The following is a 26296-nucleotide window of genomic DNA, read 5'->3' as shown; positions in this document are numbered from 1 at the left end:
TGTGCCTAGAGCTGTCCGCTGCTAAACCTGATAACGCGGCAGCTCTACAATGACGGAAGTTCCTTTGGTGAATTCACTCTCGATGCGCAGACTGCCGCCATGCAGTCCGATGATTTCCTTGCAGATCGCCAGACCCAGACCGCTTCCCGACTGGCGTGATTTCCCTTTGAAGAATTTAGTGCCCAGCTTGTCCAGATCAGCCGACTCAATACCCTCACCGTTATCCGATACCGTGATAACAATCAGCGCATCCTGGCTGATCGCTTTAATACGCACTGCTCCCTCTGCCGGAGTGAACTTGAAGGCATTGTCCAGCAGATTGACAAATACCTGCTTCAGCCGGTTGAAGTCGCCGTCGACCGGCAAGGGCTGATCGGGAATATCCGCGTAGAGCCGGATTTGCTTCGTCTGCCCGCGGTATCTGAACTGCAGCAGCAGATCCTCAAGCAGTCCTCTAAGATCATACGGCTGAAGCTCAACAGTAATCTCGCCGGCCTGGAATTTGGAGAAATCGAGCAGATCCTCCACCAGGCCGATTAGCCGGTCCGTTTCTCCAGTCATTACCTCGAGACCCTGCAGGGTCTCTTTTTTATCGGACAAATCACCCATTAGCAGTGTCTCGCCCCAACCTTTAATTGAGGTTAGGGGAGTACGAAGCTCATGCGTGACGGAAGAGATGAAGTCGTATTTGATTTTTTCGCTCTTGAGGATTTCCTCAGACATGTAATTGAGTGTGACCGCAAGCGTGCCGATCTCATCGTCATGCTGCTTCGCCGCCTTGGCTGCAAAGTTCCCGGTAGCCATTTCTTTGGCTACTGAGGTTAGCTGCTGAATCGGGCCTACGATGCGCTTGGCGATAAGCAGGCTGAGCACGAAGCCGAACAGGATGACAAGCAGCCCAACCCATACCGCATTCAGCACGATTTTGAGGATCACGTGGTATAGAGGCTCTGCAGAAATAGAGTAGCGAAGCACACCGATATTCATTCCGGATTCCTTTAAGGGGATGGACACAGCCATTATCCGTTCACCGTTCACCGGCGTGAGGCTCTGGTAGCTTCCTTTACCGCCGGCTAGAGCAGATTTGACGTCAGGTGTTTCGATCAGCTCCGAGCTGGAGAAGCCGAAAGAGTTGATTATGACATTCCCGGCAGTGTTAAGCACCTCAACCTTGCTGCTCTCTTCAGGGGAGAGATTCTCCAGAATATACCGGGCCCGCTCATTGATCGAATAGCCTTCCAGATACTTATTGAAAAAGGTAGCGGAGGTCGTGGCCCGTGAGGAGAGTGTCTCCATCGCACTGCCCAGATAAAAGTAGTGGACAGCCACAATAAACACCCCTTCCAGCAGCAGAACGATCAGGAGCAGGACAATAGTAATATAGAGTATAAGCCGGGACCTGATACCTTTCAGCAATGTTGTACCCTCCATAGATAGCCGAATCCCCACACCGTCTCCAGATATTGCGGCCCGGAGGCGTCTTGGCCGATCTTTTGCCGGATCCGGCTGATATTTACATCAACGATCTTAAGCTCCCCCATGAAATACTGCCCCCAGACCGAGGTCAGAATATCATCCCGGTTCATCGCCTTGTTAGGCTGCTCCATGAGCAGCCGGACAATGGAGAATTCTGTAGGGGTTAAAGGAATCTCAACCGTATTCTTCAGTAATTTCCGTTCATCAAGCATAAGGGTAAAGGGGGGGAGCTGGATGCTGTTCTCCTGAAGTACCTCTTCCCCCGGATACATCCGCCGGTATAATGACCGGACCCGGGCCAGCAATTCAACCGGGCTGAAGGGCTTGATTACATAATCATCGGCACCGGAATCCAGCCCCATTACTTTATCGATTTCCTGGCTCTTGGCAGTCAGCATAATAATTCCGAGCCGGGGGAATTCCCTGCGCAGGTGTGCGCATACCTCAAATCCGCTGATCCCGGGAAGCATCAGATCCAGAATAGCGATGTCAAAATCCCGCTGCTCCCGGGCGGCAGCCAAGGCGGCTTCGCCAGTGGCTGCTTCGGCAACCTCAAAGCCTGCACGCTTCAGATTCACCTGAAGAAAATCACGTATAGGCTTTTCATCTTCCAATACCAGCACCTTCATGGAGACCCTCCTTGTTATTGCAAAGGCTGCTGCGGTGTGCCGGCCAGCTGCCGGACTTTCGTAACCGATAACTTAAGCTGGTTATACTCCGTAAGGGAAGCACCGCTCAGCTTACCGGCGACATCCGCCGGCGGCAGCACTGCAACGAGCACCGTCGGTGCCGTAGTATCCTCTGTATTCTGAAGCTCATAGAGCAGCTGATAGGATCTGTTCTTCGCCTTCAGTACGGCTTCTGCGGCCTGCCAGTTCTGCTTAGTGAGCAGGCGCAGTTCGAGCAGTGCAGCTTCTTTTCCGGATGCGTGATCATGGTAGATAAAGCTGATACTCTCCCATGGGGCAGGAGATTCCCCGGCAATCTCAAGCGTGTATTTCCCTCTCCAGTTCTGCGGGATAGAGAAATTGAAGCCCCATCTGTCGAACTTCTCTTCCGTGAACTTCAGACCCGATTGTCCGTCCCACTGATAATATTTGGTGATAAACGGGGTGGCCAGCGGAGCCATGCTCTCTGTTCCGGCAGGCGGAACAAGGAATCCGACCTCAACAATACCGTCACCGTTCGCGTCCGAGCTGTACAGCGGGTAATCCTTGATCGCCATATTGTTCTCGCCCAGTTTACCGCCTGGGCCGGGAGTAAAGGGTGTCAGTGTAATATCTTTGCTGTCCGCAAGCTCTGCATGATGATAATCATCTGCTGCCAGTATATCAATAAATTTACCATTTTCCCAAGTCAGCAGCAGGGTATAGGAAGAATGTGCACCAATAGCCATATCTACGAACAATGCGCTGGCGGCTGGCGCCGCCTTAGCGAATACAGCCTGAATCACAGCCCCGTCAAGCGTCTGGTCGGCAAGGATCTGCTGCTTGCCCCCGCCCAGCCGGAATAATTGCAGGCGGGCAACCGGCTGCATGTCCGTTGTAAAGGTTGTCTGGAACAGGGCGATATCAGTCTTTCTCTCCCCTGTCAGATCGCCGACCACCAAATAGTCATACGCCTGCTTAAGTACTTCGGTCAGCACGCCGCTATTCAGACTGTAGACAGACAGCTCGTTGCTGAGTCCCTGGCCGCCGCTGAAACCCAGCAGCATATCCGTCTGCCCATCTGCAGTAACATCAGCAAACTGTACATAATCCAGCTGGCTGCCCACCCCGGTAATTGTGGTCAGCTTGTTCCAGTCCCCGCCGGTTTGCTTAAGGACAAGCGTATTGATCTCATAATCGGTTTTGTCTGTTTTATAAAAGGCCAGAATCTCATTCTGGCCGTCTTTGTCGAGATCCTGGAGCTGGATGGCGCTGCCGGATTCGGAATGGACGGGGACTGTCAGGTGGGCATTCGCCGGGAGAAAAGATTTCACGACACTGGTAATGGTCCCATCGGCGCTGCCCTGTGAGGGGGCCCGGAGCAAATCACTGGGAGCCTTGGGGGCACCGCAGCCTGAGGCTATTAAGGTTAAGAAGAGAAGGGCGCTTAAAGCAGATTTATTCATAAGTTATAATCTCCTTTGGTTCATCTGTGGCTAGTATATCCCAACCTGCCGGCAAAGTAGTTGCAAAATGGTAAAGGCGAAGCCTTGCCGCGGCTGATATGATAGGAGGATAGCTGGTTAATTGGAGATTGAAAGGGTAGAGATGGCGCACTATATAAATGCGGAAACCGCCTGTGGCTAAGCCAAGGCGGGCATGAGTATTACTATTATATAGGGCGGGATCAGCCGTTAGTAGCATCCATTAACTTCTCATAAAATGCGCTGACATCCATTTGCACAGGCAGACCGGAAACTCCACCGTCCCCCAGTTCAACAATAATCCAGCGGCCCTCTGATGTTTTGGCGATGTCCATGGTGAAGAAGCGGCTTGTAATCGTCCGGGCGATGTCCCTGAAGGGGGTCAGCTCCGGCTGCTCCTCGTCATATGCCGCATCATCCCAGTAATTCAGAAAAGCTATGATCTGCTGATCCAGGAAAAATATCCGGTACTCCTTGGAAAGCGGCATCCCACTTTTATCGTGTGTCTGCAAGTACTCCAAAGGTACGAATTCACGGAGAACGATGCCTTCGCTCAGCCCGTCCCCCTGTCTCTCCACGAAGTTGGATACTACACGCCGTACGTTTTCGTGGTCTGAAGCATCAGGAATATAGCATGCATCAGACCATTCATGTTTTCTGGACTTCACATAGTCCTTAACAATTAAAGGAGATTGGCCGAAGACGGCAATTTGTGCGAACAGCTCCGTCCAGCCTTCCGGCTCACCCGGACTTGTGCGCCAAACCGTACGCGGGGTCATGGAGGCGATTAACGAATAGGAATAGGGCAGGTAATGGCAGTGAGCATAAGCAGAAGGATCATTAATGAGTTCAATATTCTTCGATAGGAGTGCATAGTAGAGTTGCTCATAATGCTCCGGCTTCATCATCCAGCCCCGGTAGACGGCAGATTCCCTGGGAAGTGCCGGCGCAATCTGCCGGATTGACCGGACAGCCTCGCCCTCCAGCAGGTCTTCCAGCGACAGCAGCTCCGTCTTGAAGCCGGCAGCCTGCGCCCCGTGCCATTCAGCTTCGTAATCCATATCCACCCGTTTAGCATCCAGCGGGTCCCGGCAGAAAATAACTCTCATCACAATCCCCCTCATCTCGAAAGCAGGTTATCATCCATTCCAGCTCTTACTTAAGATCCGCTGTAGATGCTCTGTAGACCGGTTTCGTATAGATATGAGAGACCTGATATGGCTGGTCTGGAGTATTGATCCGGGACAGCAGCATTTCGGCAGCTTTGACACCCATTTCATTGCTGTAGATATGAACGGTGGTCAGGTGCGGCTCAATAATTTTCGATTCCGGACCATTATCAAATCCGCAAACGACAATATCGCCGGGAATAGAATGATTCAGATTCTTAAGCGATTTCATAAAATTCACAGCGATAAAATCGTTCGCGCATACAAAAGCGGACGGGAGCTCCGCGATGCCGTTCAGCTTCTCTTCCGCCCAGCCTTGGCTGGCGAAAAAAAGATCATCCTCATCCAGAACACACTGTGCAGGATCAAGCCGGATTCCGGCCTCGGTCAGCGCGCGGTTAAACCCCACCCACCGCTCATTAAAGCTCCGGCAATGATTGTAATCCCCAATGAACCCCAATGTAGTGTAACCGCCATCAATTAGCTTCTTGGTAACCTGATACGTACTGTTTTCGTTCTCCATTAACAGGACATCCGCCTGGAATTCAGGGTAACAGACATGTGCAGAGCAGTCGATGAAAATCGTCGGAATCCCAAGACTAGTTATGAGATTACTGTAGGCCAAGTTAAACAGCTCGATACATATAATCCCGTCTACATTGGAAACGTCGAAATTATTCGGAAGAGACAGCGATTTCTGGTCGATCTCCCGGATGATATGAATGGATAGATTATATCCCTCAGCACTGATCCGCTTCTCCAGGCCGCTGATCAACGTTGATCCAAAGTGGGAGGTGTTGGGCAGATTTTCAGTTAATAAAGCGATATTGCGGGAGCTCTTTGGCAGAACCGTTTCCGGTTCTATCAAAGAAAATTGTTTATACTTTAACTCAATCGCCTTCTTGATGACTTTGTTTCGGGTTTCTTCAGGCAGGCCTTCGGTTCCGTTCAAAGCTTTGGAGGCCGTGTTTCTGGAGATCCCCAGCGCATCGGCGATATCTTGTATCGTTACTTTTCCCCGTGCCATATATGTAGGTTCACCTCTATAATATTGATTCTCTTCGTTTTACTCCCTTAAATGTATAATAGTTTTCTCAAAATAGCAATCTCAATTTTACAAATGCACAATTTAGTTTACATTATTTATTGTTAATGTTTGCTAGTACTATCTTGAATAGCAGTTATTATGAGTGTATTAGGTTGAAACAAGGGCCTTTTTGTACTATGAATAAGGTTTTCATGAGTTTTGACAAACTAATCAAGCCATTTACAAACAAATTAATAGTCAAATGAACAAATTTATTTTTACAAAATGTATTGACTGATCTAGCGGTCTTTGTTAAATTGTAAAAGAACCAGAGGGCATATGCGCCAAAATGTAAGCCTTTTTAGTGGTGTCCCTGAAGCAGTGAACTATAAACCATGTAAAGAATGGAGGTAAAGGCATTGCAAAACTCAATACAAGTGAATCACAGAAAACTGGCGGCGGGACGGAAGAGTTCCCTGATGGAATATTTCAAGAAGCATTATTTCCTGTATTTAATGCTGTCACCGGCGCTGATCCTGACCTTAATTTTTAAATATGGTCCTATGTATGGTGCGATTATCGCCTTTAAGGATTTCAGCCCGATCAAAGGTATTCTGGGCAGTGAATGGGTGGGGTTGTACAACTTTGAGAAATTCCTGTCTTCCCCGAACTTCGAAGTTATTTTTATGAATACGCTTAAATTGAGTTTTTTCGGACTGATTCTGAGCTTCCCTGTTCCTATTCTGCTTGCGCTAATGCTCAATCAGGTCCGCCGGGCCGGAGTGAAAAAGAACATCCAGCTGTTCCTGTATGCCCCTAACTTCATATCCGTCGTTGTCGTGGTGGGTATGCTGTTCATTTTCTTATCTCCGACAGGACCGATTAACCAGCTGTTTAGCTGGATAACAGGTGAACCGGTAATGTTTATGTCGCGGCCGGAATATTTCCGCTGGATTTATATTCTGTCTGATATATGGACGGGTGCGGGCTGGGCTTCCATCATCTATGTCGCGGCGCTGGCCAATGTGGACCCTGAGTTACATAATGCAGCAAACTTAGACGGCGCGAACCTTCTGCAAAGAATCCGTCATATCGATCTTCCGACCATCCGGCCGATTATGGCCATTGTATTCATCCTTGCCGCGGGCGGTATCATGTCGATCGGATTTGAAAAGGCTTATCTGATGCAGACGGCCACGAACCTGCCAACCTCGGAGATTATCCCGACCTATGTTTACAAAATCGGCCTGCAGTCAGGCGACTATGCTTACTCAGCTGCAGTGGGGCTGTTTAACTCAATCATCAACGTCATCCTGCTCCTAACGGTGAACTTCACAGTGAAGAAGCTGAATGAGGGCGAAGGTCTTTATTAAGAAAGGAGCAACAAGTCATGTTTGTAAAACATTCGCGGCTGGACCGTTTTATGCTCGCACTGAACGCCGCCTTTTTAACACTAGCCGTGCTGATTGTGATTCTTCCGCTCATTTATGTGGTGATCGCCTCCTTCATGGACCCGTCCGTTCTGCTCAGCCAAGGAATCTCGTTCCGAATCTCCGACTGGTCCACTGAAGGCTATAAGATGATCCTCACCAATCCGGCAATGCTGCGGGGATTTGCAAACGCTGTTTTTTATGCCTCCGCCTTTGCTGTTCTGACTGTAATGGTCTCTGTCTGCGCCGGGTATGCCCTGTCAGATGACCGGATGAAGGGGAAAGGCTTTTTCATGACCCTGTTCCTGTTCACAATGTTCTTCGGCGGCGGGCTTGTCCCGACTTACCTGCTGGTTAAGAATCTGGGACTGCTGGATACTGTGTGGGCTGTCATTATCCCGGGGGCCGTCAATGTATGGAATATTATTTTGTCCAGAACCTTCTTCAAAGGTGTACCGAACGAACTGAAGGAGGCGTCCAATGTGGACGGGGCTTCGGAGATGAGGATTTTTTTCAGCATCGTATTGCCGCTCTCTAAACCGATCATCTTTGTGCTTGCGCTGTATGCCTTCGTCGGCCAGTGGAATTCGTACTTTGATGCCATGATCTATCTCGATAATCCGAATCTTCACCCGCTGCAGCTCGTTCTGCGCTCCATCCTGATCCAGAATCAGGTAGACCCCAGCATGATCAGTGATCAGCTGGCTGCAGCAGAAATGAAACGGTTGTCTGAAATCATCAAATATGCCGCGATCGTTGTCTCCAGCCTGCCGCTGATCATTATGTATCCGTTTTTCCAGAAGTACTTTGAGAAAGGTGTCATGGTCGGCTCCATCAAATAGGAAGCGGACTGCACATAGATAAGGTTCTTCATTCATTATTACTTTGGAGGTCATATCCGATGAAAAGATCAAAAAGATCAAAGGTTTTGTCAAAAGCAGCTTCTGCCTCAGTCCTTGCTTCCTTCATGTTCCTTGCCGCATGCGGCGGCGGGGGCGGGGGAGGTAACGCTGCCAGTGAAAAACAGGATCCAAACGGGAAAGTGACCCTGAACTTCATTACCCAAAGCTCCCCGCTGGCCCCGTCCGACCCGAATGACAAGCTGATCAATAAACGTCTCGAAGAAAAAACGAATGTGCATATCAACTGGAAAAACTTCACCAGAGATGTGTTTGTGGAAAAAAGAAATCTGGCCGTCGCCAGCGGCGATCTTCCGGATGCGATTTTTAATGCCGACTACAGTGACTATGAGCTGCTGAAGCTTGCCAAGGACGGCACCATCATTCCGCTGAATGATCTGATCGAGAAGAATATGCCTAACTTTAAAAAAGTGCTGGAAGAAGCCCCTGAATACAAAAGCATGATTACGGCGCCTGACGGCAACATCTACGCGTTTCCTTGGATCGAAGAGCTTGGGAACGGCAAAGAAAGAATCCAGGCGGTGGACAGTATGCCTTGGATCAACGTGGAATGGCTGAAGAAGCTGGGCCTCAAGATGCCGACAACGACGGAAGAATTGAAGCAGGTGCTCATTGCCTTCAAGACAAAGGATCCGAACGGCAACGGTCAGGCTGATGAAATCCCTCTGTCCTTCATTAATAAGCCGGGAGCGGAGGACTTAGCCTTCCTGTTTGGTTCTTTCGGACTTGGTGAGAACCCTGACCATGCGGTTGTAAGCAATGACGGCAAGGTGATCTTTACGGCTGCGCAAGAAGACTATAAAAATGCGGTATCGTATATCCACGAGCTGTATACAGAAGGCCTCATTGATATCGAAGCGTATACCCAAGACTGGAGTACTTACCTGGCCAAGGGGAAGGATCAGAAGTACGGCCTCTATTTCTCCTGGGATAAAGCGAACATCTCAGGAGCGAACGATGCTTATGAAGTTATGCCGCCGCTGGCTGGACCGGACGGTGAAATCAACGTAACCCGTACGAACGGTCTCGGTCTTGGACGCGGCAAAATGGTCGTGACCAGCGCGAATAAAAACCTGGAAACCACAGCGAAGTGGGTGGATCAGCTGTATGACCCAATCCAGTCTGTCCAGAACAACTGGGGAACCTACGGGGATGATACCCAGCAGAACATCTTCGAATTTGATGAAGCCAAGGGCATGCTGAAGCATTTGCCGCTGGATGGTACGGCTCCGGTTGAGCTGCGCGAGAAAACAAGCATCGGCGGACCGCTGGCAATTCTGGATTCCTACTATAATAAATATACAACCATGCCGGATGATGCCAAGGGCAGAATGGATATCATCAAGAACATCATGGCTCCAAAAATGAAGGCTGAGAACGTCATGCCGAGCGTATTCCACTCCATTGACGAGTTGGACCGCCTGACGACCATTGAAACCGACCTGTTCGCCTATGTGCTTAGAATGCGCACCGAATGGTACCAGAACGGCAAAATCGATGCAGAGTGGAATGATTATCTCAAGGAGCTGGACCGCCTGGGCCTGCAGGAATGGCTGAAGATCAAGCAGGGCGGCTACGACAGAGCAACGCAAAAATAATATAAATATAAAAAATATTATAGATTGAACTGGAGTCTTGAGGAAAGGGAGCGAAGCGGCGGAGGGAAAGCTTGGAACTGAAAGCCGGCATCGGAAGGATAGGTCACATTGATTGAACTTGAAAAACAGAAATAGGGGAAAAGTGGCGGAGGGGAATTTTGGAACTGTAGGAGCGATAGCGTCCGCCTTTGTCTGCGGATTTCCACCGCTAATAGCGGTTAAATCAAGAAATCTGCAGACAACAGCGGCCGAAAGTCCAAACATTCTCTGTAGTCACACCATTCCCGGAAATAAAAATCACAAGTTCACTCTAAGTCCAATCCTGTCAGCAGCCGGAAGTCCAAACATTCCCCGCAGCTGCGACTGACCTTTGCTCTAAACTTCCCGGTTCAATCTATCCAGGAGTAAAGGAGAAATCATAATGTCAGCGATAACTAAACAAAACTACCGGGGTGTCTATCATTTTTCACCTCAGCAAAATTGGATGAATGATCCGAACGGGCTGGTCTATTTTGAGGGCGAATACCATCTGTTCTTCCAACATCACCCCGATGGAATGACTATGGGAGAGATGCATTGGGGCCATGCGGTGAGCAGGGATCTGGTAGCTTGGGAGGAGATGCCGATTGCACTGGAACCAGATGAACTGGGCATGATCTTCTCGGGCAGTGCCGTTGTTGACTGGAAGAATACAACGGGATTTTTTGAGGATAAGCCGGGGCTGGTTGCAATCTTCACGCACCACCTGAATAGGCCGGAAGGAGAGCCTCCGGTACAGTACCAAAGTATTGCGTACAGCAAGGATAACGGCAGAACGTGGACGAAATACGCCGGAAATCCGGTGCTTGAGCATGATAGCTTCATTGATTTCCGTGATCCCAAGGTGTTCTGGGATAAACAGCAGAGCCGGTGGGTGATGATCGTGGCTTGCGGCCAGACGGTATGCCTGTATCACTCGCCTGATCTGATTCACTGGACCTTTGCCAGCGAATTCGGAGCCGGGATCGGTTCGCATGACGGGGTATGGGAGTGCCCGGACCTATTCCCGCTCGCTGTAGATGGAGATAAGGATAACACCAAATGGGTGATGCTCGTGAGCATCGGCGCAGATCCGGCCTTTGAGGAAGGCTCGAGAACGCAGTATTTCACAGGTGATTTCGACGGAGCGGTATTCACTCCTGACGAAGCATCCCGGAGCATCCGCTGGGTGGATTACGGCAGGGATAATTATGCCGGAGTGAGCTGGTCCGATCTTCCTGAGGAAGACGGAAGACGCTTGTTTATCGGCTGGATGAGCAACTGGATGTATGCTCAGCAGACACCGACGGAAGGATTCCGTGGTTCGATGACCATTCCCCGAGAGCTTACGCTGGAAACGAGAAACGGGGAAGCGACACTCATTCAAAAGCCTGTTAAAGAGCTGGAAGCAGCGCGTATCCCGGTTCTGTCCCTTACCAATGTTTCAGTACAAGAGATCAATGCGGCTTGTGCCAGCCTTCAGCTGGATGCTTACGTTATTGAGGCGAAGCTCACACCTGGTACGTCTGCCGGCTTCCGGGTAAAGGCAGGTGCCAAGCAGCAGACCGTTGCCGGGATAAACGCGCAAACGGAAGAGCTGTATATAGATCGCACAGCTTCCGGGAAGAGTGACTTCCATGAGTTGTTCCCGGGGCTGCATTCTGCAAAGCTTGCGGCATCGGATGCTGCCAATGAGCTGTGTATTTATGTGGATCGTTCCTCGGTTGAGATGTTTGCAGGCGGGGGGCAGGCAGTCATTACGGATCTGATTTTCCCTGAGCCTGAATCCGCCAGTCTTGCTGCTTTTGCAGAGCATGAAGAGGATGTATTCCTTTCGCTGGATATCTATGAGCTGGCCTCATCTGCTGCAGACGGCAGCAACCAGTAACCGGGAGGAGGAACTTACATGCGCATAGGAGCAATTGAGGCAGGCGGAACGAAATTTGTCTGCGGGATTGGTGATGAAAGCGGGCGGATTGAGGATCAGATCAGCTTCCCGACCGGACATCCGGATCAGACGATGCCCAAAGTGATTGATTATTTTCAAGGTAAAGAAGTAGAAGCCATCGGCATTGGATCATTTGGTCCGATCGACATCGCTCATGGCAGTCCGACTTACGGCTACGTGACAACAACACCTAAACCGGGATGGGCGAATTATAATCTGCTCGGGACTCTAAAGCAAGTCTTCCCTGTTCCGTTCGGCTGGGATACGGATGTTAACGCAGCTGTATATGGTGAGGTCAAATGGGGGGCTGCTCAGGGTATGTCCAATTGCTTGTACATTACCGTAGGCACGGGGATTGGTGTCGGGGTATATGCAGAAGGCCGGTTAGTCCATGGTCTTGTACATCCTGAGGGCGGGCATGTGCTGACGAGGCGCCATCCGGAAGATGATTTTGCCGGTATCTGTCCTTATCACGGGGATTGTCTCGAAGGAATGGCGGCGGGTCCTGCGATTGAAGCCAGATGGGGGAAAAAGGGGCATGAGCTTCCGGAGGATCATCAGGCATGGGAGATGGAGGCCTTCTATATTGCAGGAGCTTTGACTGATACTATTTTACTTCTTTCTCCGCAGAAAATAATATTGGGCGGCGGTGTGATGCAGCAGCCGCAGCTGTTTCCCCTCATCCGGGAGGCCGTACGCCGGAATCTGAACGGATATGTCAGTTCTAATTCGATTCTGGATCACATGGAGGAGTACATTGTTGCACCGGGGCTTGGCCAGCAGGCGGGATTATGCGGCGCTCTGGCCTTGGGACTATCAGCGATAAGCAATAAGGTTTCTTCTATATAAAAAAACAGATAAGGCCGGCCGGTTATGCAGATGCAGCAAGCCGGCCTTTTTCTTCAAAAGGACTAATCATTTACAGGAAAAGAGGGAAAAGGATGAACCGGAAAGCAAAATTCACACTAAGCCTTCTGCTCACTGCGGGAATCTTGGTGACTTCGATGATTACAGTTAATCGTGAGACAGACCGGGCCCTGGCTGCAGATGAGGCGTTCGCCAAAGAAAAAAAGGAGGGAATATCTATTTCTGAAACCGCTACCAATCTAAACAGCAACCTGACGGGATGGTATGTAGCCGGAAAAGGCAGGATGGAGAACACAGCGGAAGGGCTACTGCTGACATCGGACCCGCAGGAAAATGTACTGGCGTTATCGCAGACCACTGCGGATGATTTTATCTATGAAGCTGACGTAATGATTAAGGAGGGAGAGCCTGACGCTACGCTGCTATTCCGTTCAAGTAAGGATGGACAGCAGGCATACATGCTGCAAATCATACCTCAGGCCGGCATAATCCGTTTACGGGACGCGGACGGTGGGGAAGGCAGACTGAAGGAGGAGCGCCAGGTTCCTTTAGTCCAGGGTGAAATCTATCATCTTAAGGTGAAGGCAGAGGGCTCCTCACTAAGGGTATATTGGGGAAATCAATATAAGCCTGTGATTGATATGGAGGACAGCGCTTATCACTCCGGGCAGCTCGGGCTGCAAGTCTGGGATGGGGCTGCGTTGTTCCAGAACATAACCGTAAGTGATCTGAAGGGGAACCTGGAGACAGTGCTGGCAAGTACAGGTCAGTGGCAGCCTGATCTCAGCGGTAAAAAAGGGATCTCTGCCAATCAGAGCAAGGCGCTGCTGATCTATAACAAGCCGGCTGCTGATCTGGTGTACGAGGGACAGATTTCATTTCCTGACGATGGGACTGCAGGCCTCGCCTTCCGCTCCTCTGCTGACGGATTAAGCGGATATGAAGCTTCTCTTGTGAAGGAGGGCGATCAGCTTCGCGTCCGTCTAACCCAAGCAAACGGCAAGGTCATCGCAAGCTCAGCACGTACTTATCCGAGCCGGGCGGGGGCAAAGCATGCGGTAGAAGTCCAGGCGAAGGGGGAAAGAATCCAAATTTTTGTGGATGGATATACTCCGGCGGCCATTGATGTTACGGATAGTTCGTACACAAATGGGAATGCAGGGCTTGTTGTAAACAGCGGGACCGCCTATTTTCAGAACACCTATGTTACAGAAGCTTCCAGCTATAATAATGAAAAATACCGGCCGCAGTATCATTACACGCCGATGCGCGGTTCTGTGAGTGATCCGAACGGGTTGGTCTATTTTGCCGGAGAGTATCATCTCTTCCATCAGGATGGAGGTACATGGGCTCACGCAGTCAGCAAAGATATGCTGAATTGGAAGCGTCTTCCTATCGCCCTTCCCTGGAATGATTACGGGCATGTCTGGTCCGGATCGGCTGTAGCGGATTTGAATAATGCCTCAGGCCTGTTCACGGATTCGGGCGGCCAGGGGCTTATCGCCTACTATACTTCCTTTAATCCGGATGCCTTTAATGGCAACCAGCGGATTGGTCTGGCTTACAGCAAGGATCAGGGGCGTACGTGGGCATATGCCAAGGATCGTCCTATTGTTATTGAGAACCCCGGAAGAAGCGGAGAGGACCCTGGAGGCTGGGATTTCCGTGATCCTAAGGTAGTGCGTGATGAGGGGAATAACCGCTGGGTCATGGTTGTATCGGGCGGCGATCATATCCGGTTTTTTACCTCAACGAATCTGCTCGACTGGACGTTGACCGACAATTGGGGTTATGGCACTTATGTCCGCGGCGGTGTGTGGGAATGTCCTGACCTGTTCCCGCTTACGGTTCAGGGGACGGCAGAGAAGAAATGGGTACTCATGATCAGTACGGGTGCGAATCAGGCAACGGGCGGTTCGGATGCGGAATATTTCGTGGGGAGTCTGACGGCTGAAGGAAAATTCGTGAATGATAATCCGGCTGGAACCGTGCTGAGAACCGATTTTGGAAAAGAGTTCTATGCCTCCATGTCCTTCTCTGACATGCAGGATGGACGCAGAGTGATGCTGGCCTGGATGTCGAACTGGGATTATCCGTTTGCCTTTCCGACACTGGGCTGGAAGGGGGAATTGACGATCCCGAGAGAAGTGACCCTGGTGAAGACGAGCGACGGGATACGGCTTGCCCAGAGTCCGGTCAAAGAGCTGGAATCGCTGCGCAGCGCCCTTTATTCGGCGTCTAACAAGGATATCAGTCCCTCTTCGCAAAATCTGCTGAAAGGCATGACTTCCGGTGCCTACGAAATCGAAGCTGAGGTGGAGATTCCCGCCGGCAGCAGTGTATCGGAATTCGGATTTAACTTGCGTGAGGGTGCCGCCCAGAAGACGGTTGTGGGCTACAAGCCGGGCGTGAGCACGGTATTTGTGGACCGCTCTCTTTCGGGAATAACCGATTTCTCCAGCCTGTTCAGTACCAGACATGAAACGCAGGCATTAACGGAGAGCGGCCGGATCAAACTGCGCATTCTGGTGGATGAATCTTCGGTAGAGGTGTTTGTGAATGGCGGGAAGTCCGTGTTCTCGGATGTCATTTTTCCGGACCCGGCCAGCCGGGGGATGAGCTTCTATACCAAGGGCGGCAATGTGAAGATGGTCTCCTTGAAAGTGTATAAACTGGCGTCGGTTTGGAATTCTGAGCCGGTTCTCTCCCCCCGGATTGTCATGGATACCCGTAACCGTGAACTGGGTGTAGGGCATATTGAAACGCTGCAGGCGGTCCTGGAAAATGGACCCGGCATCGGTACAGAGCCGCTGAAATGGAAGTCCAGCAATCCGGAAGCCGTCAACATTAAGGCTGCAGAACATTCCCAGGCGGTGATTGATGCGCTAAAAGTTGGGGCAGCCGTCATTTCAGTATCCACACCAAATGGAAAGATATCTGCAAGTGTTCGAGTGAATGTCTCCGGAGGGGAGTTCCGTACCAACCTCAGCGGTTGGACCCAAGATCGGTCCGTGGCTTCATGGCTGCTCAGTGAAGATGGCATCCGCGGGAATTACACCGGTGGCGATGCGAATTATATTGCCGGGGAGCAGGCGGGGGATTTCACTTATGAAGCTGAGATGAAGCTCGGCACGGCCGGAGGAGCGGGCTCCCTCCTGTTCCGGGCAAGCCCGGACGGGCGCAGCGGTTATTACCTCAATCTGGACCCGAATATGAAGTCGGTCCGTCTGTTCTACAAAATAAATGGGCGTTTTGAAGAACGGCAGGTGTTGGCCAAGGTTCCAGCCTTTATTCTTCCAGACCGGACGTATCGTTTAAAGATACAAGCGGAGGGACCGCATATTGCAGTGTACCTGGGAGGAGAGCGAATCATGGATGTGCAGGACGGAACCTTTGCGGCAGGCCATTTTGGACTGCATGTATTCGGGGGGGCTGCTTCTTTTCAGAACGTAAATATAAGCGGAGCGGTTCCGGCGAACCTGATAACCTCAAGCGTGGTAAACGAAGGATTCCGGAAAGCCCTGTATACGGCTAACCAGGTAAATGGTGAACCCGTCACGGTCAGCGATACTCATGAAGCGACAGATCAAAAGTGGACGTTCGTGCCGACGGGCGATGAAGCAGGCTCGTACTCCATCCGTACGGCTTCCGGCCAGGCTCTTGATCTGAACACGGAGCGGAACGTAATCCAACTCTATTCCTACTTAGGTTACAACAACCAGCGCTGGATCATCCAAAAGAATATGGACGGCTCAGCGGCCATCCTCTCTGTTCATAATCATCTGGCGCTGGCTGTCTCTGAGGACGGATTGAGCCTGACCCTGGCGGCCGTTCAACCCGGTGCTGACGCTCAGAAATGGTCTCTGGATTTCTAGATTTCTCCGAAGTTTTGAATATGAATTCTGTACAGCAGAAGTATTTATTGTAATCCGACAAACAGTCCCGGTGCAGATCTAATGCACACGGGACTGTTTATTTTTGCGATGGATATAGAACTTAAATCTGCCGCCCATCCTCTCCCTTAAGCTCCTTGCGCAGCAGCAGGGATTCGGCGTAGGTAACCATGGCCTGGAGAAAAGTGAGTAAAATCTGATTCAGCAGACTCATCTCGGAAGCGATAATAATCACGAGAGCGATGAGCCCGGTAAGCAGTGACAGCAGGATCAGACCGATGGACGGTTTACGGTTAACACTTGGCCTGAACAGATTCAACAGCGTGATGAACACGCCTTGGGCCAGAAAACAGTTGACGAGCAAAGTGAATTTGTCCCACATCAGCGAATCCAGGGATGAGCCGAATATATTAATGAGTACAAGAGCTGCGACTAGAACGAAGAGTGAGATACCATCCTTTTTGGTAAGCACGGCACAACATCCTTTCCTGGCAGATTGTATCCATTATTACCCAGGAATCTGCAGGATCAAGCAATGCTTATGCGCTTTGCACCGCAGTGTTCACCGGAAAAATTCTGGTGAACAGGAAGCGGGTCAGGGGTCCAACCACCAGCAGCTGCAGCGGTAGGGCACAGATGAAATTAAATCCGAGGGTAGACAGATAGTGACGGAGGAAGTTGTCTCCGAATCCGTAGTGTGCTAGTGTGCCATATAGGGACATGCAGATAACCATACCGCAAACCATAAAGACGGAAATGGTCAGCACTTTTTTGATCATCGGATCGGAAGGCTTAACCAGCTTGAAGGCCAGCCCTTTGGCGATTTTGCTGATGACAACAATGTCCAGGAATAAGGCAACAATCAGTGCCGGAAGCAGTCCGGCGGCAACTTCAAGGAATACTCTATTGGTTGCACCGTTGAATAGAATTACGTTATAAAAGCTCATTCCGACGACCATTAAAAAGCACATCATACTGGTGAAAATCAGTGCTTCTTTTTTATTTTTACCCATCGTTCAAACTCCCTTAAAGTTAAGTTGTTAAGCTTCACTCATAGTATCAGGAGGATGAAATATTGTCAACCGAGTTGACAAAAGTGAAAGCATTCCTTCAAACTGAATCCGTATCCCATTACTGGAGGGCCTTTATTATGAAGGAGTATATCCGCGATTTAAATCTGATTGACCTGGTTAGTGAGAAGCATAAGGTTCTACGGGAACAGGTAACCGGACGAAGCGGTGATCCGCTGAATCACACTGAAACACATATTCTGGCGAAGCTGGAGCTGTACGGCAGACTGTCCATCTCCGAAATCAGCCGGCAAATCAGTATTTCCCGCCAGGGAGCACAAAAAACGATCAATGTGCTGCTGGACGAGGGCTATGTGGAGACCGTTCAGGTGGAAGGGAACAGCCGTGATAAATATATCGTTCTGACGTCAAAAGGAACCGAAGTGTGCCGGAGGATGCTGGAGATCAAGCAGGGGATTGAGCAGGAGATAGCTGCGCGGATCGGCGCGGAGCAGGTGCAGCTGCTGAAACAGCTGCTTACCGAGGACTGGCTTTAAGTTGCCCCAAATTAAATCTGTTGCGCAATCGCCTGGTGAAATGTATATTATGGATTGAATTTAATCAATACTTTTCTGGGTAATATAACTTTAAAAAAAGTCGGGTGAGGCAGATGATGATTTCGGTAAAAAGATTCCTGATTGGACGGCCGCTGAAATCAGATCAATTGGGCGACCAGAAACTAAACAAAACAAAAGCGCTAGCCATTCTATCATCAGATGCATTATCCTCGGTTGCTTATGGTCCTGAGCAGATTCTGCTGGTTCTGATTACGCTCAGCACGGCTGCGTTCTGGTATTCGATTCCTATAGCCATTGGAGTTCTTGTACTGCTGACGGCCCTGATTTTATCCTACCGGCAAATTATTTTTGCTTACCCTCATGGCGGGGGAGCTTACGTTGTGTCCAAAGAGAATCTGGGCAAATATCCCGGTCTGGTGGCCGGAGGCTCACTGCTCGTGGACTATATATTAACGGTTGCCGTAAGTGTATCTGCGGGTACGGATGCGATTACTTCCGCTTTTCCCAGCCTGCATTCGTACAATGTCATTATCGCCGTCATATTTGTTCTGCTGATAACGACCCTGAATTTACGGGGAGTGACGGAGTCTGCGTCATTCCTGGCCTACCCGGTGTATCTGTTTGTGCTTGCAATCTTTGTAATGCTTGGAATGGGGCTGTTCCGGATTATGTCCGGAGATGTACCTTCAGATCTTCATACCCCTATAGGCACACCGGTAGCAGGGATCAGCCTGTTTCTGCTGCTAAAAGCGTTCTCGTCGGGCAGCTCGGCCTTGACCGGGGTCGAGGCAATTTCCAACGCCATTCCCAACTTCAAGGCACCGGCGCCGAACAATGCGGCCAAAACGCTCGCTGCCATGGGTGTACTGCTGGCTTTTTTATTTTCAGGAATTGTGTTCTTGGCATACTATTATGGAATAACGCCGAATGAAAAGGTTACCGTCGTTTCAGAGATTGCTGAACAGGTTTTTGGACGGAACTTCATGTATTTCTTTGTCCAAGGGACCACGGCTCTGATTCTGATTCTGGCGGCGAATACGGGGTATTCCGCATTTCCGCTGCTGGCGGTTAATCTGGCTAAGGATAAATTTATCCCGAGAATGTTCACGGTCCGCGGTGACCGGCTAGGGTATTCAAACGGTATACTCAGCCTTGGAATCCTCTCCATTATTCTGATCATCGCCTTCGAAGGACGCACTGAGCATCTGATTCCGCTGTATGCGGTGGGGGTGTTCATTCCCTTTACGCTGTCCCAGACCGGCATGATGATTAAATGGATCCGCCAGAAGCCGGAAGGCTGGGTCAGCAAGCTGATTATCAACACGACTGGCGCATTAATCAGCTTCATCGTTACTATTATGTTCTTCCTGACTAAATTCCCGCAGGTGTGGCCGGTGCTGGTTTTCCTGCCGCTGATCATCCTGCTCTTTTACCGGATCCGCAAGCATTACGAGGCAGTGGCTGACCAGCTGCGGATTTCAACCTGTGAAGAAGAGCCTCTGGCGATTGAAGGCAATATTATCATCCTGCCAGTTGCCGGGATTACCCATGTGGTGGAGAACTCGCTACGCTATGCGCAATCATTGTCCGCCGATCAGATTATTGCCGTCCATGTCCCGTTTGAACGGGATGATGAGAATATATTTGAAGAGAAGTGGAAGAAGTTCCACCCCGAGATCAGGCTCGTGACGCTGTATTCACCTTACCGCAGCATCATCCATCCGCTGACCAAGTTTATCGATACGGTTCAGCGCAAGGCAAGTGAGTCCAATTATCAGGTGACTGTAATCGTACCGCAGTTCATTCCCAAGAAGGGCTGGCATAACATTCTCCATAACCAGTCCAGCCTGCTGATCCGGGCCCATCTGCTGTACCGGAGAAATGTAATTATTACTACAGTTCCCTATCATTTGAAAAAATAAACGCTGTATAGTCAAACGACCGCAGGCATCCGGGATTACCGGTGGCTTGCGGTCTTTGTTATGTTCGGTGTCCGCTGATCCGCAAAATCAAAGGCTCCGTAAATTATGTATAATGAAAAGAGAAATGAAGCAACTGGAGGGATGAGATTGAAAAGGATAAGATTATGTTTAGCCATGCTAATCCTGTCCACATTGCTTCTCCTGGCCGGCTGTGCCAGCGGTACAGCGCATATGACGGTGAAGAAGGACGGGAGTCTAGACCTCGCCTTCAGTATTCTGCTGGATGCCCGCACAGAGTCGCTAATCGGAGGGAAGCTGGAGGAAGTACTGGTAACCCGGCTTGCGGCTGCAGACATTCAATTGCATAAGAGCCAAAGCGGCAAATCCACGAATTATCAGTTTATGAAGACGTATGATTCCTTGGAGGATATGCAGGCGACTGCGGGAAATATCGACATTGTGGACACGCAGGTGGTTACAACGGACAGATGGCTGTATACCAAATATGATGTTGAAGCCCGGCCGAAGCTGAACGCCTATTCGGACGAGATCGCGGACGGCCTTGGGAAGCTGAATATGCCGAAATCACTGGCAAGGCTGCTGATGCAGAGCCTGGCAGTCAATTTTAAATTAACGCTGCCTTATGACTTATATGGAGCGAATAATGCAGTCTCCCAAGAGGGCAACACCTTATCCTGGCGTATTACGCTGGCTGATTCCGAGCCGCTCCGTCTGGTGGTATATGTGCCTGATATCAAGAACATCGCTATTGCGGGCGGTGGTGTTGTGCTGCTTGCCGCTGCTGCTATTATTTGGTTTATAAGATCAAGGAAGCCGCGTAACCCCAAAGCTATTGAAAGGTAAGGTAATCTTCATTATTATCATAGCGCATCCGAAGTAACTCATTTCAAGCCGCCGGCCTCAGCGCTCCTGCTGTCATACCGGCGGTCTTTGCGTTATGAGCTATACTCAGTAATCATCCGGTACCGCTTTGGGCCGGGAGCTTGCGTTGTCACGGTATTGGCCAGGCGTCATCCCTTCCTGCTTGCGGAAGGAGCGGATGAAATTCTGTGAATTGTTGTATCTGAGCTTCGCAGCAATGTCTTTAATCGGCATATCGGTTTCCTCCAGCCATTTTTTGGCCATTTTGAACCGGTACATCGCAAGATATTCACTGAAATAATACTGCGTCTCCTTGCGGAAGACACTGCTGATATAGTTGGCATTATAATGAAGGCGTGAAGCGCATTCCTCCAGCGTCAGATCCTTATCATAATCATGCTGCACGATGTCGATAATCTTCTCGGAAATGTTATGGTACTGGGCATTTTGCCGGCTGTGGAAAATCCTGATCATCGGCAGAATCACGATACTCCAGAACCAGTCCTCGATTTCGGCGACAATATGCAGATCAGTCAGCTCCTCGAATAACGAACCGTTCGCATGATAGATCTGATTCAGGCTAATCCCCGACTCCTGCATCATAATGAGAATATTGCCCAGCAGACGGGTCAGCGGAATCTGATATTCCTGCGGTGACAGCCCCAGCTTAAAAATACAGGCAAACAGTTTATGCAGCAGCTCCTTCGCCTTTTCGGTATCGGCCAGTTTAATAGCATCCATCAGGTCATTTTCAGTATGTGTCGGATAGTTTAAGTTGAGATAATGCTTGCCGGAGTTGATATTCTCATACTGGATGATGATGCCTTTGCCGAGTGTGATCCGGTATTTCAAGGCTTCGAGACTTTCCTTATAGGCAATAGACAGTTTATCGATGTTGTGAAAAGGCAGACTCAAACCGATACTGACCTGCAGCTTCAGGTAATTGTTAATTTCCTGCTGCAGATTCTCCGTCAAGGCATACAGTGTCTGGTGAAAAGATTCCGCGTTATCTTCCGTGCTTCCAATCAGCGTGACAACAGCGTGGTCGATGATCACCGGGGCAAGTCTGCCTTCCGGCGGAACGAGCTCTTCAATCATATTATGGGCGGCAAACAGCAGCAGGTGGAGATCCTTTTTGTCATAGCTGTTCTCAGCAGAGAAGTCGATGCTAAGCGTAATGACGGCCATTGTTCTCCATTCTTCAACTAAGGGCTGGTAGCCGTATTGTTCCAGCTCCTCAAGCAGCTCGCGCTTTCTGATATTGCCCTGAAAGGCTTTTGTCAGGAAAAAGGTGCGCACCTGCCGGAGATGCTGGTTCAGCTCCTTTTCGAGCTGCGATTTGGACTGGAATAAATGATGCATCTGCTCGCCGATCGACTGGAACTCATCCGTGAATTTTGCTTTGACTCCCGGTCTACGCAGCCCCATCTGATTCAGCAGCCGCTCGATCGGAGTGTACATGCGGCGGGAACCGAGCCAGGCGAGCAGAATGGACAGCAGCAGCATCATGGCACAGACAATGATTGTGTAGGTCCCGATTTTGCCCGATTCCTTGGTTAATCCTTCAATGGAGGTTACCGACAGATAGGTCCAGCCGTTCAGCTGCGAGCGCAAATAAGTAACAGAGTAATCCTGTTTACCGATGACCGTCTTGAATTGTCCTGTAGGCTTAACTTTGCCGGAAACGAGCGGGAAATCCGTAAATCCGCTGGCAACGGCAGGCTGGCCGATCAGCGTCTTATCCGGGTGCAGCAATATTCTGCCGGATTCATCGAGGACAATAATACTGTCCAGCGGATCTATCTCAGAGTTGATGAAATCCTGAAGGCTGCAGGCCGGGATATTGGCAAGGGCCAGACCGTATTTTTGCAGCTTGGAGGTGGGCAGCTTCTTGATCAGACTGATGCTGTAATCACAGCCGGTAACGTTGATGCTCTCCTCGCTGTAGAACAGGGAAGAGGGGTTCAATACCCAGGAGGTGGAGTCGGGCACATTCATCAGATTGGCTAGCTGCTCATAATTCTGGTATTCATTCAGGCGGTAGAGCCCGGAGTTCTTGATCATCCAGTTTTCCCGCTGATTCAGCAAAATCACATCTTCCAGCTTCGTGTCAAAGGACTGCATATTACGGATTTCGTTTCTCAGGTCGTTATATAAAATGAAATCGTTTACATTTAACGGGTTATTCAAAGCTTTTTTGAGTACAGAAGAATTAACGACCTGGTTCAGGGTCTGGTTGACAGTAGTCAGCTTATGCTCTACATTTGAGTTAATTTGTAAAATGAGTTCCTTTTTGCTTTTGTTAACATTTTTTTGAATTTCGCTGGAGGATGTGAGGTAAGAGAAAGAACCGATGAACAGCACAGGAAGCGTACTGATTACAAAGGTGAATAAGGTTAATTTACTCAGGAAGCTTAAGTGTTTCACTGGATTCAGCACCTTTACTTTAGGTAGAAACAGCCTGCTTTAAGTGTATGCATCACGAAGGATAATAACAATAATCATCTGGTGCCGCAATAATCATTATCTCTAATAATGACTACAGTTTGAAGAATATTCAATAATTAGCAGTTATATCAATACATATTACTTAAGATTATTTCTATTTAGGAGGAACTAGGAATGCTTAGAGACCTCGCACGGAGAACGGCAGTCCGGTATTTCTGTCTGCTTGTCTTACTCCCGTCCTTTTTATTAAGCGCTTGCAGTAATGTGAATTCTGTTCAGCCGCGTCCCAGCCAGACTCCGCCGTCGATCTCGATTCTGGCTCCGCTGCATTTTCCGCAAACACCTTCGAAGGAAATCGTGACGGAAATTGAGAAGCTCACCGGCGTGAGGCTTAATATTACCTGGGTACCTGAAGGCGTCTATACGGATAAAATGAACACCGCCCTGACGACCAATTCGCTGGGGAAGGTTACGTTTGTTAAATTTACCGATTATAATCTGGTGAAACCGGCGATCCGTTCGGACGCTTTTTGGGAAATCGGCCCTTATCTTAAGGAATTTCCGAATCTGAAGCAGCTTGATCCTGCGATACTCAGCCAGTCCGCTGTGGACGGCAAAATTTACGGCCTGTATACCGAACGGCCTTCTTCCCGGCAGGGCATCATCATCCGTAAGGATTGGCTGGATCATCTTAAGCTAAGCAAACCGCAAACACTGGATGAGCTGTATGAGGTCATGAAGCAGTTTACCTATAAGGATCCGGACGGCAACGGCAAGCAGGACACAATCGGCCTGGTTGACCGCAATGATCTGGTCTATGGCGTATTCAAAACGCTCAGCTCTTATTTCGGCACGCCGAATAACTGGAAGCTGGAGAACGGGCAGTTCATCCCGGAATTCGCGACGCCCGAATATATGGACACGATGAACTTCATGCGCAAGCTATATAATGAAAAAATCATCAATCAGGACTTCGCCCTGACCAGCAAGGAAGTGCAGCGGGATAAATTCATCCGCGGGACTGCAGGGGTCTTCATTGGAAGCATGACGGATGTGCAGCGGCTCTCTATTGAAGCGCAAACGATTAATCCGCTGGCCGAACTCACCCTGATCAACCGGATTAAAGGGCCGGACGGCTACAAAGTATGGTCGATCCCCAATTACAACGGGCTGTATCTGTTCTCAAAAAAAGCGATTGCGACGGAAGATGAACTGAAGCAGGTGCTGCGTTTTTTTGACCGGACGATGGATAAAGATGTAGCCAATCTGATGAGGTACGGGATCGAAGGCCGCCATTACAAGCTGGAGAACGGGAAGGTCATTCTGCCGGAGGAAACCTCGCAGCTGCGGGTGAATGAGGTCAGCCCGCTCTATTCCCTGATGATCGCCGATATCAGTAACAAGAACGTCATGGAGGTGGCGCAAAAAGAGCAGCTGACCGCCCTGGCGGACCAGCTGAGCGAAGACAACGAACAGTTCCTCGTGAACGATCCGACACTCACGCTAAGCTCTCCGACCTTTGATGAAAAGAATGTCGAGCTCTCAACGATCATTGTGGATGCTACTTATAATTATATTATCGGCAATATCAATGCTGCAGAGTTTAATAAGGAAGTTGAGAAATGGAAATCCAGCGGCGGCGACCTGATCATGCAGGAGTACGCTGAGGCCGAGGCCAGAGCGGGGAGCGGGCAGTAGGAGGGCATATTGTCATAGATTCGTCTTGTTTGCAGCAGTACTCCCTGGACTATAATAATAGTAGAGAGACTGGAGGATGACATTCTATGAGAAAACAAGTCTTGCTGACTGCCGGATTTGCCGTAGTCATTGGCTTAGGAACATACCTGTATGCAGAAAATAACGCCCGGGAAAGTGCAGGCCCAAGCCCGGCGGATACGCAAACCCTTAAACAGCTGGTACACGATTACAGCAGCCGCAGTATCACCGCTGAATCGGCTTCCATTTCATCAACTCAGCTGATCGTCAAGGAGAGTGGCGGCAAATCTGCTACCTATAGCTTGCCGGACGACGAGTTTTTTGTCTCCATTGCACCCTACGTCAACCAAACCCATCCATGCGCAACCCATAGCTTGACCGGTTGTCAGGGCGAGATGGTGGAACAAGAGTTTAACGTATCGGTCCAAGACACCGAAGGTAATCTGGTAATGGACAACGAAACGGTAAAATCCCAGCCTAACGGATTTATCGATCTGTGGCTCCCGCGCGATAAGACGTATCATGTTACCATTGAACAAAATGGCAAAAAAGCCGAGTCTGACATTTCTACTTTTGAGAAAAATGATACTTGTGTAACTACTATGCAGCTAGGATAAGCTAGCAAAGCGGAAGCATACCCTTGCTACAGAAAAGCAGAGCAGGTGCCTCTCCTATCAGGAGGAGCACGGCTCTGCTTTTTTTGCTGTGGCTACTACTAACGGACACAGGAGCCGCTAATTGTTGATTTTGCCGCATTTTGGTTCCCTTACGGACACAGCTGCAGTTAAGTAAGCCGAAACGCGCTGATCTGCCCAAATCCACAGTAAATAACGGCACAGCAGTCCGCTAAGTCGCACCTGTGCCCGGAATCCCGCAAATAGAGTCATCTAAGTCCGTAATAATTGGTTAACGGCCTGCAGTTCGCCGAAACTCCTCCATCAACGCCGAAATTGAGCTCCGCTCTAACTAACTATTATCGTTAACACCTTTGCATCCACTACCGTATACCCCCGCCGCAAGTGGAGCGGCGGGCCTCCTTGCCCCTTTCAACCGGATAAGTTGAAAGGAACCCCTCAGAGAGGTGAGAAGTAACGGAGGGGAAGTTTGGAACTGTAGGAGCGGAAGCGTCCGCCTTAAAGCTTTCCGTAGGAAAGCTAGCATCGGAAGCATAGTCTAGGTTTGGATTTCTACCGCGATTAGCGGTTTGAAATGAGGAAATCCAAACCTAACAGCGGCCGGAAGTCCAAACATTCCTCGGAGTTA

The 26296-nt window shown here is 49.8% G+C and carries 19 protein-coding genes; 11 read left to right on the top strand and 8 right to left on the bottom strand.

The window, feature by feature from the left end; translation table 11 throughout:
* Positions 1-21: 21 nt before the first annotated feature.
* The 5 genes from L6H70_RS18875 to L6H70_RS18855 form a co-directional block, all read right to left on the bottom strand.
* On the bottom strand, positions 22-1416 hold the full coding sequence (locus L6H70_RS18875) for a HAMP domain-containing sensor histidine kinase (RefSeq protein ID WP_341482753.1): 1395 nt from the start codon (positions 1414-1416) through the stop codon (positions 22-24).
* Entirely contained in the window at positions 1410-2105 is a 696-nt protein-coding gene (locus L6H70_RS18870; RefSeq protein WP_236335564.1) for a response regulator transcription factor, read from the bottom strand. Before L6H70_RS18870 ends, L6H70_RS18875 begins: the two co-directional genes overlap by 7 nt.
* A 14-nt stretch (positions 2106-2119) precedes the next feature.
* Positions 2120-3589, bottom strand: a complete 1470-nt coding sequence (locus tag L6H70_RS18865) for a VCBS repeat-containing protein (protein ID WP_236335563.1) — start codon at positions 3587-3589, stop codon at positions 2120-2122.
* Positions 3590-3810: 221 nt separating this feature from the next.
* Positions 3811-4716, bottom strand: coding sequence for an ATP-grasp domain-containing protein (locus tag L6H70_RS18860; RefSeq protein ID WP_236335561.1), 906 nt, complete (start codon positions 4714-4716; stop codon positions 3811-3813).
* 46 nt (positions 4717-4762) lie between these two features.
* On the bottom strand, positions 4763-5803 hold the full coding sequence (locus tag L6H70_RS18855; protein WP_236335560.1) for a LacI family DNA-binding transcriptional regulator: 1041 nt from the start codon (positions 5801-5803) through the stop codon (positions 4763-4765).
* A gap of 479 nt (positions 5804-6282) precedes the next feature.
* Between L6H70_RS18855 and L6H70_RS18850 the strand changes: the two genes are divergently transcribed.
* The 6 genes from L6H70_RS18850 to L6H70_RS18825 all read left to right on the top strand — a co-directional run bounded on the left by L6H70_RS18850 (position 6283) and on the right by L6H70_RS18825 (position 16459).
* Positions 6283-7176, top strand: a complete 894-nt coding sequence (locus tag L6H70_RS18850; RefSeq protein WP_232381218.1) for an ABC transporter permease — start codon at positions 6283-6285, stop codon at positions 7174-7176.
* Positions 7177-7193: 17 nt separating this feature from the next.
* Complete coding sequence (locus L6H70_RS18845) at positions 7194-8075, top strand: carbohydrate ABC transporter permease (protein WP_236335558.1); 882 nt, start codon at positions 7194-7196, stop codon at positions 8073-8075.
* 59 nt (positions 8076-8134) lie between these two features.
* On the top strand, positions 8135-9751 hold the full coding sequence (locus tag L6H70_RS18840; RefSeq protein ID WP_236335556.1) for an ABC transporter substrate-binding protein: 1617 nt from the start codon (positions 8135-8137) through the stop codon (positions 9749-9751).
* 421 nt (positions 9752-10172) lie between these two features.
* The gene (locus L6H70_RS18835; RefSeq protein WP_236335554.1) at positions 10173-11657 is read left to right on the top strand and encodes a glycoside hydrolase family 32 protein; all 1485 of its coding nucleotides are present in this window, start codon (positions 10173-10175) and stop codon (positions 11655-11657) included.
* Between the two features lie 18 nt (positions 11658-11675).
* A complete protein-coding gene (locus L6H70_RS18830) occupies positions 11676-12566 on the top strand; it encodes an ROK family protein (RefSeq protein WP_236335553.1) in 891 nt (296 codons plus the stop codon).
* Between the two features lie 92 nt (positions 12567-12658).
* Positions 12659-16459, top strand: a complete 3801-nt coding sequence (locus L6H70_RS18825; protein ID WP_236335552.1) for a GH32 C-terminal domain-containing protein — start codon at positions 12659-12661, stop codon at positions 16457-16459.
* Positions 16460-16580: 121 nt separating this feature from the next.
* Here the strand turns inward: L6H70_RS18825 and L6H70_RS18820 are convergent, their stop codons facing one another.
* Together L6H70_RS18820 and L6H70_RS18815 are read right to left on the bottom strand one after the other, a co-directional pair.
* Complete coding sequence (locus tag L6H70_RS18820; RefSeq protein ID WP_236335551.1) at positions 16581-16949, bottom strand: hypothetical protein; 369 nt, start codon at positions 16947-16949, stop codon at positions 16581-16583.
* Between the two features lie 67 nt (positions 16950-17016).
* The gene (locus tag L6H70_RS18815) at positions 17017-17490 is read right to left on the bottom strand and encodes a DUF2798 domain-containing protein (RefSeq protein ID WP_236335550.1); all 474 of its coding nucleotides are present in this window, start codon (positions 17488-17490) and stop codon (positions 17017-17019) included.
* 137 nt (positions 17491-17627) lie between these two features.
* On the opposite strand from L6H70_RS18815, the gene L6H70_RS18810 reads away from it, so the two are divergent.
* The 3 genes from L6H70_RS18810 (at position 17628) to L6H70_RS18800 (ending at position 20851) form a co-directional block, all read left to right on the top strand.
* Positions 17628-18044: a MarR family winged helix-turn-helix transcriptional regulator gene (locus L6H70_RS18810; RefSeq protein ID WP_236335549.1), complete on the top strand. Its 417-nt coding sequence runs from the start codon at positions 17628-17630 to the stop codon at positions 18042-18044.
* Positions 18045-18157: 113 nt separating this feature from the next.
* Complete coding sequence (locus tag L6H70_RS18805; protein ID WP_236335548.1) at positions 18158-19987, top strand: APC family permease; 1830 nt, start codon at positions 18158-18160, stop codon at positions 19985-19987.
* 147 nt (positions 19988-20134) lie between these two features.
* A complete protein-coding gene (locus tag L6H70_RS18800) occupies positions 20135-20851 on the top strand; it encodes a hypothetical protein (RefSeq protein ID WP_236335547.1) in 717 nt (238 codons plus the stop codon).
* 105 nt (positions 20852-20956) lie between these two features.
* Here the strand turns inward: L6H70_RS18800 and L6H70_RS18795 are convergent, their stop codons facing one another.
* A complete protein-coding gene (locus tag L6H70_RS18795; protein WP_236335546.1) occupies positions 20957-23296 on the bottom strand; it encodes a helix-turn-helix domain-containing protein in 2340 nt (779 codons plus the stop codon).
* A 195-nt stretch (positions 23297-23491) separates the two neighbouring features.
* Between L6H70_RS18795 and L6H70_RS18790 the strand changes: the two genes are divergently transcribed.
* Together L6H70_RS18790 and L6H70_RS18785 are read left to right on the top strand one after the other, a co-directional pair.
* Complete coding sequence (locus L6H70_RS18790) at positions 23492-25015, top strand: extracellular solute-binding protein (RefSeq protein ID WP_236335545.1); 1524 nt, start codon at positions 23492-23494, stop codon at positions 25013-25015.
* Positions 25016-25101: 86 nt separating this feature from the next.
* On the top strand, positions 25102-25650 hold the full coding sequence (locus tag L6H70_RS18785; RefSeq protein WP_236335544.1) for a CueP family metal-binding protein: 549 nt from the start codon (positions 25102-25104) through the stop codon (positions 25648-25650).
* Positions 25651-26296: the final 646 nt, after the last annotated feature.

Source organism: Paenibacillus auburnensis, from assembly GCF_927798115.1.
Classification (GTDB): Bacteria; Bacillota; Bacilli; order Paenibacillales; family Paenibacillaceae; genus Paenibacillus_AQ; species Paenibacillus_AQ auburnensis.
The sequence above is the reverse complement of the archived record's forward strand: the minus strand, read 5'-3'. Positions and strand labels throughout refer to the sequence as shown.